Source organism: Mesorhizobium sp. M5C.F.Ca.IN.020.32.2.1 (assembly GCF_004023105.1).
Lineage (GTDB): Bacteria > Pseudomonadota > Alphaproteobacteria > Rhizobiales > Rhizobiaceae > Mesorhizobium > Mesorhizobium wenxiniae.
Window position 1 is genome coordinate 1 of sequence record NZ_RZSX01000187.1, and the last position, 8,667, is coordinate 8,667.

9 protein-coding genes are annotated in these 8,667 nt (G+C 63.0%); all 9 read left to right on the plus strand.

All coding sequences use genetic code 11. The annotated features are described in order from the left end of the window. Nucleotides 1–640: 2-oxo-4-hydroxy-4-carboxy-5-ureidoimidazoline decarboxylase (gene uraD, locus EOA86_RS12035; RefSeq protein ID WP_128341830.1), on the plus strand; the 640-nt coding region annotated here is incomplete at its 5' end. A 47-nt stretch (nucleotides 641–687) separates the two neighbouring features. Continuing rightward, nucleotides 688–1,551, plus strand: coding sequence for a bifunctional allantoicase/(S)-ureidoglycine aminohydrolase (locus EOA86_RS12040; RefSeq protein ID WP_128341832.1), 864 nt, complete (start codon nucleotides 688–690; stop codon nucleotides 1,549–1,551). Next, entirely contained in the window at nucleotides 1,548–2,054 is a 507-nt protein-coding gene (locus EOA86_RS12045; protein ID WP_065006104.1) for an ureidoglycolate lyase, read from the plus strand. Before EOA86_RS12040 ends, EOA86_RS12045 begins: the two co-directional genes overlap by 4 nt. Then, complete coding sequence (locus tag EOA86_RS12050) at nucleotides 2,054–2,647, plus strand: nucleoside deaminase (protein WP_128341835.1); 594 nt, start codon at nucleotides 2,054–2,056, stop codon at nucleotides 2,645–2,647. The genes EOA86_RS12045 and EOA86_RS12050 overlap by 1 nt, the downstream gene beginning before the upstream one ends. A gap of 83 nt (nucleotides 2,648–2,730) precedes the next feature. Continuing rightward, nucleotides 2,731–4,716 (plus strand): CocE/NonD family hydrolase, encoded by a 1,986-nt coding sequence (locus EOA86_RS12055; protein WP_128341837.1) that lies wholly within the window; start codon nucleotides 2,731–2,733, stop codon nucleotides 4,714–4,716. 156 nt (nucleotides 4,717–4,872) lie between these two features. Continuing rightward, a complete protein-coding gene (locus EOA86_RS12060) occupies nucleotides 4,873–6,459 on the plus strand; it encodes an ABC transporter substrate-binding protein (RefSeq protein WP_127316980.1) in 1,587 nt (528 codons plus the stop codon). A 16-nt stretch (nucleotides 6,460–6,475) separates the two neighbouring features. Next, on the plus strand, nucleotides 6,476–7,435 hold the full coding sequence (locus EOA86_RS12065; RefSeq protein ID WP_065006107.1) for an ABC transporter permease: 960 nt from the start codon (nucleotides 6,476–6,478) through the stop codon (nucleotides 7,433–7,435). 10 nt (nucleotides 7,436–7,445) lie between these two features. Then, nucleotides 7,446–8,270, plus strand: a complete 825-nt coding sequence (locus tag EOA86_RS12070; RefSeq protein ID WP_065006108.1) for an ABC transporter permease — start codon at nucleotides 7,446–7,448, stop codon at nucleotides 8,268–8,270. Then, on the plus strand, nucleotides 8,270–8,667 hold a 398-nt coding region (locus EOA86_RS12075; RefSeq protein ID WP_128341839.1), incomplete at its 3' end, for an ATP-binding cassette domain-containing protein. The genes EOA86_RS12070 and EOA86_RS12075, both read left to right, overlap by 1 nt.

An 8,667-nucleotide genomic window follows, 5' to 3' on the forward strand; every position in this document is an offset into this window, starting at 1 on the left:
CGGCAGGCCGGGCCGGGCCGCGGCGCTGAAGCGCTTCGTCGACTACGTCAGATCGCATGACAGGGTCTGGTTGGCGCGGCGCATCGATATCGCCAGGCATTGGCAAGAGACCCATCCCTTCCGGCCGCCGGCGCTGCGCCCGGCGAAAATGGAGTTCGAGGCCTTCGTCCATGCATTCGGTGGCGTGTTCGAGCATTCGCCGTGGATCGCCGAGCGCGCCTTCGAACTGGAACTCGGCCCGGCGCATGATAGTGCCGGCGGCCTCCACAATGCGCTGTGCCGCGTCTTTCGCGGCGCCAGCGAGGCCGAGCGGCTCTCCGTGCTCAAGGCTCATCCCGACCTCGCCGGCAAACTGGCGCAGGCCAAGCGGCTGTCGGCGGAATCGACGAGGGAACAGGCTTCCGCCGGGCTCGACGCGCTGACCGACAAGGAGCGCGAGTTGTTCTCCAAACTCAATGCCGCCTACGTCACTTCCTTTGGTTTTCCCTTCATTATCGCGGTGAAAGGCAAGACTAAGGCGGAAATCCTGGCGGAGTTCGAGGCGCGCAGCGGCAACAGCCACGACGTTGAATTCGACACCGCCTGCAAACAGGTCGAGCGCATCGCACTGCTCCGCCTCAGGGACATGCTTTCACAATAGCCTTGGCTTCCGCGATAGGCTTTGGCTCCGCAATAGGCTTTGAACTCATGGACACGATCAAGATGGCCGACCGATTCTACTACGCGCCGCAGGGCGGCCACCCCGGCCAGAGTGAGCTGCTGACCGGCCGGGCTGTCTTCACCGAGGCCTATGCGGTCATTCCAAAGGGCGTGATGCAGGACATCGTCACCAGCGCCCTGCCATTCTGGGAAAAGACCCGCGTCTGGGTGCTGTCGCGCCCGCTGTCGGGGTTCGCCGAGACGTTTTCGCAATATATCGTCGAGGTCGCGCCCGGCGGCGGCAGCGACCGGCCTGAACCGGATGCCGGCGCCGAAGGCGCCTTGTTCGTGGTTGAGGGCGAGCTGACCGTTTTGCTGGCTGGCGAGAAACATGTCCTGCAGCCGGGTGGCTTTGCTTTCCTGCCGCCGGCCAGCGGATGGACCGTTCGCAACGAGGGCGGTGCTGCTGTCCGCTTCCACTGGATCCGCAAGGCTTACGAGGCCGTCGAGGGCATCGATGTCCCGCAAGCCTTCTTCGCCAAGGAACGAGACATCGCGCCCACGCCGATGCCGGGCACCGAAGGCAGATGGGCGACGACGCGCTTCGTCGATCCGGCCGACATGCGCCACGACATGCACGTCACCATCGTCACGCTTGAGCCGGGCGCGGTCATCCCGTTCGCCGAGACTCATGTGATGGAGCACGGGCTCTACGTGCTGGAAGGCAAGGCGGTCTACCGCCTCAACCAGGACTGGGTCGAGGTCGAGGCCGGCGACTATATGTGGCTGCGCGCCTTCTGCCCGCAGGCCTGCTATGCCGGCGGTCCCGGAAAATTCCGCTACCTGCTTTACAAGGACGTCAACCGGCATGCCAAGCTTGGTGGGGTGGGCTTCGAGGGTCGCGCGCCATGACCCGAATCGTCGCCCGGCCGCTGACCCGCGAGACCTTCGCCGAATTCGGCGACGTCATCGATATGGGCGGCGACAATCATTATCCGATCAATGGCGGCAAGGCCGAGCGCTATCACGACCTCGCCACCGCCGAAGCGTTGGGCCCGAATGCGCGCGTGCTGATCTCCATGGTGCGCGGCACGCCTTACGATTTTCCGCTGAAGCTCACCATGGTCGAGCGTCACCCGTTCGGCAGCCAGGCTTTCATCCCGCTGTCGCCACGGCCGTTCCTGGTCGTCGTCTGCCATGATGGCGACGACGACGGCCCTGGTGAGCCGCACGCCTTCATCACCGCGCCCGGGCAAGGCGTCAACTATCCGCGCAATCGGTGGCACGGCGTGCTGACGCCGATCGGCGAGGCCCAGGACTTTCTCGTCGTCGACCGCGGTGGCGACGGCTCCAATCTCGAAGAGTGCCATTTCTCGCACGCCTACGAGATCGATCTCCCCGACGGGACCGCCTGATGGCCGACGTCTCGCTGATCGATCGCCTGCTCGACGTGATCGAGCACGACATCATACCGAAGACCACCGAAGGCGTCGCCGACGGCAATAAGCTGTTCGGCGCGGCGATCCTGAGAAAGGATGATCGCTCGCTGGTGCTCGCCGAAACCAACAACGAGACGGAAAGTCCGCTCTGGCATGGCGAGGTGCATTGCCTAAAGCGGTTCTATGAAATGCCGAAGGCCGAGCGCGTCGATACCAAGGACGCGATCTTCCTCGCCACGCACGAACCCTGCTCGCTGTGCCTGTCGGCGATCACCTGGACCGGTTTCGATAATTTCTACTATCTGTTTTCGCACGAAGATTCGCGCGACAGCTTCGCCATCCCCCACGACCTGAAGATCTTGAAGGAGGTCTTCACCCTCGACCCCGGTGGCTACAATGCCGAGAACGCCTATTGGAAGAGCTTTTCGATCCGCAAACTGGTGCGGTCGTTGTCCGAGGCCGAGCGCCAGCGGCTGGAAGCGAGAATCGGCAAGATCGCCGAGCGCTACGACGAATTGTCCGGCGCCTATCAGGCGAGCAAGGCCGAAAACGACATTCCGTTGAATTGACGCGGATTGACCAGCCGAATTCGTTGGCTGGCCCACGACGCGGCAGGCTCGGGCTCCATCATGCGGCCAGCCAGGAGCGCCGCATGAAAACCGTCACAGAATTTCCCCGCAAGGTCGTCGAATTTCCTGACATGGGCATCGTCATGCCGGATGGCTGCCGGCTGTCGGCGCGGGTATGGATGCCGGCCGATGCTGCCGACGGTCCGGTGCCGGCGATCCTCGAGCACCTGCCCTACCGCAAGCGCGACGGCACGATCTTTCGCGATCAGCTGACGCATCCCTATTTCGCGGGCCACGGCTACGCATCGATCCGCGTCGACATGCGTGGCAATGGCGATTCCGAAGGGCTGATGGATGACGAATATTCCGAGCAGGAATTGCAGGACGCTTGCGACGTGATTGCCTGGGCGGCGGCCCAGCCCTGGTGCAACGGCAGTGTCGGCATGATGGGCATCTCCTGGGGCGGCTTCAACTGCCTGCAGACGGCTGCCAAGCAGCCGCCGGCGCTAAAGGCAGTCATCAGCCTGTGCTCGACCGTCGACCGCTATGCCGACGACATCCACTACAAGGGCGGCTGCCTGCTGATCGAGAATTTCGGCTGGGCCTCGACCATGCTGTCCTATTCCTCGCGGCCGCCGGATCCGCTGCTGGCCGGCGACGTCAGGTGGCGCGACCTGTGGCTGACCCGGCTGGAGAATCAGCCCTTCCTGGCGCCGCTGTGGCTGAAGCATCAGCACCGCGACGCCTATTGGAAGCGCGGCTCGATCTGCGAGGACTATTCGGCCATCCAAGCTGCGGTGCTGTCGATCGGCGGCTGGCATGACGGCTATCGAAATACCATTTCCCATCTCGCCGCCAATATCGAGGCGCCGGTCAAAGGGATCGTTGGTCCCTGGATCCACAAATACCCTCACTATGCCGCACCCGAACCGCGCATCGGCTTCCTGCAGGAGGCCTTGCGCTGGTGGGACCGCTGGCTGAAGGACATCGACACCGGCGTCGAGGGCGACCCGGCCTACCGCGCCTATGTCATGGACAGCGTCCGCCCCGCACGCTGGCATCCGGAGCGGCCGGGCCGCTGGGTCGCGGAACCGGTGTGGCCGTCGTCTGATATCAAGACGCAGGAAGTCGAGCTGATCGCAGAAGGCAGCAAGCCGATCATAGTGGCTTCACCGCAAAGCTGCGGCCTTGCCGGCGGCGAATATTTTCCCTTCACGTTCGGCCCGGAATTGCCCGGCGAGCAGCGCCCGGACGATGCAATATCGGTGTGTTTCGACCAGCCGGCGCTGACTGAGGCGATCGACATTGTCGGCGCACCGGAAGTGCTGGTCAGGGTTTCGTCCGACCGGCCTCAAGCGAACATCGCCATCCGGCTGTGCGATGTGCATCCCGACGGCGCATCGGAGCTGATCTCCTACGGCGTGCTCAACCTGACGCACCACAACTCGCACGAATTCCCGCAAGCGCTGGTGCCGGGCGAAACTGTCAGCGCCCGGGTGGTGCTCGACCAATGCGCCTATCGCGTGCCATCAGGCCATCGCCTGCGTATTGCCGTTTCGAACGCCTACTGGCCGATGATCTGGCCATCTCCGAAACCGGTCCGGCTCGACCTGTCGGCGGCGACGCTGAAATTGCCGCTGCGCCCGCTGGCGCAAGGCGATGAAGTCACGTTCCCCACGCCCGAGGCAGCATCGCCTTGGGCGACCGAAACGATCCGCGCTGCCAATTCCGAACGTCATGTCGATCGCGACGAGAAGACCGGAATTGTCACGCTTTCCATCGTCGACGATTTCGGCGAGGTGCGCGATCTGGAGCATGGCCTCGCCAATGGCAGCATCGCGCGAGAGACATGGGCGATCAATCCCGACGATCCGCTGTCAGCGTCGGGCAAGACGCATTGGACGCAGACGCTGTCGCGAAATGGATGGTCGGTGCGCACCGAAACCTTCGCCGAGATGCGGTCCGACGCGCAAAACTTCATGGTTAACGCCAGAATCGAAGCCTATGAAGGCGAGAAACTGGTTTTCGAGCGCAATTTCGAAGAGAAAATCCCGCGCGCTCTGCTTTGAGCGCTTATGCGGATTGATCCAATTGCGACGTACGATTTACGCCACGGCATGTCGCATTCGGTCTTGCTTACGGCGTTCCGTTGCGGTCATTATTCTCCTCACAAGAAACGATAAAAAACGACCACAAGGTCGAACCAACAGAGTGAGGAACTCAACATGTCGAACGAACTGGAATTTCTTAGCCGGCGCGTCGCATCCGGCAAACTGAGCCGTCGTGATTTTCTCGGCAGGGCGGCAGCACTCGGCGTCACCGCGACCTTTGCCAATTCGCTGCTTTCAAGTGCAGCGCGCGCCGCGGGTCCGGTCAAGGGCGGCACGCTGAAGGCCGGCCTGGTCGGCGGCGAATCCACCAACAGCCTTGATCCGGCCCTGTTCATGACGCAGGTGCCGTTCGCCTTTGGCAAGATGTGGGGCGAACTGATCGTCGAGCTGTCTCCGGAAGGCAGTCTCGAGAACCGCATTGCCGAGGAGATCGGCTCGTCGGACGACGCCAAGGTCTGGACGCTGAAGATCCGCGACGGCATCGAATTCCACAATGGCAAGACGGTGACCGCCGAGGACGTGGCGGCCACGCTCGAACGCCATTCGGACGAGAAATCGAAGTCGGGCGCGCTCGGCTACATGAAGGGCATCGAGAGCATCAAGGCCAGCGGCAAGGAAGTCGTGCTGACGCTGAAGGAAGCCAATGCCGACCTGCCCTATCTGCTCAGCGACTACCATTTGATCGTCCAGCCCAATGGCGGCAAGGACAAGGCCGATGCCGGCATCGGCGCCGGGCCTTACAAGATCACCACCAACGAGCCCGGCGTGCGCCATGGCGGCGAGCGCTTTGCCAATTACTGGCAGGGCGACAAGATGGGCCATGCCGATCAGATCGAGATCATCGTCATCAACGATGCCACCGCGCGCACCTCGGCCCTGCAGGGCGGCCAGGTCAACATGATCAACCGCGTCGAGCCGAAGATCGTCGACCTGATCAAGCGCCTGCCCGGCGTCACCATCCGCAACCATGCGGGGCCGGGTCACTACGTCTTCATCATGCATTGCAACACGGCGCCGTTCGACAACAACGACCTGCGCATGGCGCTAAAGCTGGCGATCGACCGCGAGGAGATGCTTGACAAGGTTCTCAGAGGCTATGGTTCGCTCGGCAACGACTTCCCGATCAATGCGTCCTATCCGCTGTTCACCGAAATCGAGCAGCGCAAGTATGATCCCGACAAGGCCAAGTTCCACTTCAAGAAGTCGGGGCACGACGGGGCGGTGCTGCTCAGGACCTCGGACGTCGCCTTCCCCGGCGCCGTCGACGCCTCCCAGCTTTTCCAGCAGAGCGCCGCCAAGGCCGGCATCCAGATCGAGCTCAAGCGTGAACCGGGCGACGGCTACTGGAACGAAGTCTGGAACAAGCAGCCCTTCTGCGCCTCCTACTGGGGCGGCCGCTCGACGCAGGACCAGATGTATTCGACCGCCTATCTGTCGACGGCCGACTGGAACGATACGCGTTTCCTGCGTCCGGATTTCGACAAGATGGTGCTGGCGGCCCGCGCCGAGCTCGACGAGAACAAGCGCAAGGCGATGTACCACGACATGGCTGTCCTTGTGCGCGACGAGGGCGGCCTGATCCTGCCGATGTTCAACCAGTTCATCGACGCGACGGGCGCCAAGGTCGCCGGCTGGGTCGACGATCCGCATCAGGAGCTGATGAACGGCTACGCACTGGCAAAGTGCTGGCTCGAAGCCTGAGCCTGGCCTTGCGGATATGTCCTCACCCATCGTGAAACTGGTGGCCCAGCGCATTGCGCTGGGCATCCTCTTGCTGTTGGCCGTATCGGTCCTGATCTTCGCCGGAACCCAGATCCTGCCCGGCGATGTCGCGCAAGCCATCCTTGGGCAGTCGGCGACACCGGAATCGCTCGCCAATCTGCGCGAGCAGCTCGGCCTCAACGATCCCGCCTTTATCCGCTATTTCCGCTGGCTCGCCGGCGTCGTGACCGGCGACCTCGGCACAGCGATGTCGAGCGGTCAGGATATTGCGACGTCGATCCAGGGGCGGCTATGGAACACGCTGTTCCTCGCCTTCTGGGCGGCGGTCGTGGCCGTGCCGCTGGCGATCATCCTCGGCCTGATTGCAGTGCGCTACCGCAATGGCTGGGTCGACAAGCTGATCTCCGGACTGGCGCTTGCCTCGACGTCGTTTCCCGAATTCTTTATCGGCTACGTGCTGGTTTATTTCTTTGCCGTGAAATACCAGATCTTCCCCGGCATCTCGACCGTCTATGACGGAATGCCTTTCGGCGAGCGCATGCAGGCGATCATGCTGCCGGCGGCGGCACTGACGCTGGTGGTGCTCGCCCACATGATGCGCATGACGCGCGCCGCGATCCTCAATGTCATGCAGTCGGCTTATGTGGAAACCGCCGAGCTCAAGGGGCTTTCGGCATTTTCCGTCATCCGCAGGCATGCCTTCCCCAATGCGATTGCCCCGATCATCAACGTCGTCATGCTCAACCTCGCCTATCTCATCGTCGGCGTCGTCGTGGTCGAAGTGATCTTCGTCTATCCGGGCATGGGGCAATACCTCGTCGACCATGTCACCAAGCGCGACGTGCCCGTGGTGCAGGCGGTCGGCCTGATCTTCGCCGCCGTCTACATCAGCCTGAACATCATTGCGGACATAGCGGCGATCGTTGCCAATCCGCGTCTCAGACATCCGAAATAGGGGAGCGGGCATGCTCGACATAAAACGCATCCCCATCCCTGCGCTGATCGGCCTGCTTCTGACGGCGCTGTTCGTGCTGGCAGCGATCTTCGCGCCCTGGATCGCGCCGTACGGCAATGGCGAGATCGTCGGCGACGTCTGGGGACCGATGTCGGCGACACATTGGCTGGGCACCGACAATCTCGGCCGCGACCTCCTTTCGCGTATGATCTACGGCGCCCGCATCACGCTGTTCATCGCGGTGCTGGCCACCGCGCTGTCCTTCTCGCTCGGCGCCATCCTCGGCTTCTCGGCGGCGGTTTTCGGCGGCTGGTTCGACACGCTTATGTCGCGTCTCGTCGATCTCCTGATGTCGATCCCGACGCTGATCATGGGCCTGGTCGTGCTCTCGGTGCTGCCAACCAATCTGGTGACGCTGATCCTGGTCATGGGTATCCTCGACTCGACCCGCGTCTACCGCCTGTCGCGAGCGGTCGCCGTCGACATAAACGTCATGGATTTCGTCGAGGCGGCCAAGCTGCGCGGCGAAGGCAGCATGTGGATCATCTTCCGCGAGATCCTGCCCAATGCGTTGTCGCCGCTGGTTTCGGAACTCGGCCTGCGCTTCATCTATGCGGTGCTGTTCCTGTCGACGCTGTCCTTCCTCGGCCTCGGCGTGCAACCGCCTAGCGCCGATTGGGGCGGCATGGTCAAGGAAAACAAGGACGGCATCGTTTTCGGCATAGCGGCGGCACTCATCCCTGCGGCGGCGATCGCGATGCTGGCGATTTCCGTCAACCTTGTCGCCGACTGGGTGCTCAACCGCACGACAAGCCTCAAGGGAGGGCGCGGGTAATGGCCGACCAGCGACCAAAGTCCATGCTGCTCGACATCCGCAATCTGCGCATCGAGGCCACGGTGTTCCCGCCGGGCGAGGCGCCCAAGAATATCGTGCTGGTCCACGACGTCTCGTTGACGCTCGAAAAGGGCAAGGTGCTCGGCCTGATCGGCGAGTCCGGCGCCGGCAAGTCGACCATCGGCTTGGCGTCGATGGGCTATGGCCGCGGCGGCGTGCGTATCACCGGCGGCGAGGTCATCCTCAACGGCCGCGACATCCTCAAGGGCGGCAAGGAGGGCTTTCGCAAGCTGCGCGGCCGCGAGGTCTGCTATGTCGCGCAATCGGCTGCCGCCGCCTTCAACCCGGCGCACAGACTGATGGACCAGGTGGTCGAGGCGACGCTGCTGCATGGCAC

What these genes read in the sequence shown, in the direction of transcription:
- EOA86_RS12040 (WP_128341832.1), top strand. Translation starts at nt 688, where the DNA reads ATGGACACGATCAAGATGGCCGACCGATTCTACTACGCGCCGCAGGGC.
- EOA86_RS12045 (WP_065006104.1), top strand. Translation starts at nt 1,548, where the DNA reads ATGACCCGAATCGTCGCCCGGCCGCTGACCCGCGAGACCTTCGCCGAA.
- EOA86_RS12050 (WP_128341835.1), top strand. Translation starts at nt 2,054, where the DNA reads ATGGCCGACGTCTCGCTGATCGATCGCCTGCTCGACGTGATCGAGCAC.
- EOA86_RS12055 (WP_128341837.1), top strand. Translation starts at nt 2,731, where the DNA reads ATGAAAACCGTCACAGAATTTCCCCGCAAGGTCGTCGAATTTCCTGAC.
- EOA86_RS12060 (WP_127316980.1), top strand. Translation starts at nt 4,873, where the DNA reads ATGTCGAACGAACTGGAATTTCTTAGCCGGCGCGTCGCATCCGGCAAA.
- EOA86_RS12065 (WP_065006107.1), top strand. Translation starts at nt 6,476, where the DNA reads ATGTCCTCACCCATCGTGAAACTGGTGGCCCAGCGCATTGCGCTGGGC.
- EOA86_RS12070 (WP_065006108.1), top strand. Translation starts at nt 7,446, where the DNA reads ATGCTCGACATAAAACGCATCCCCATCCCTGCGCTGATCGGCCTGCTT.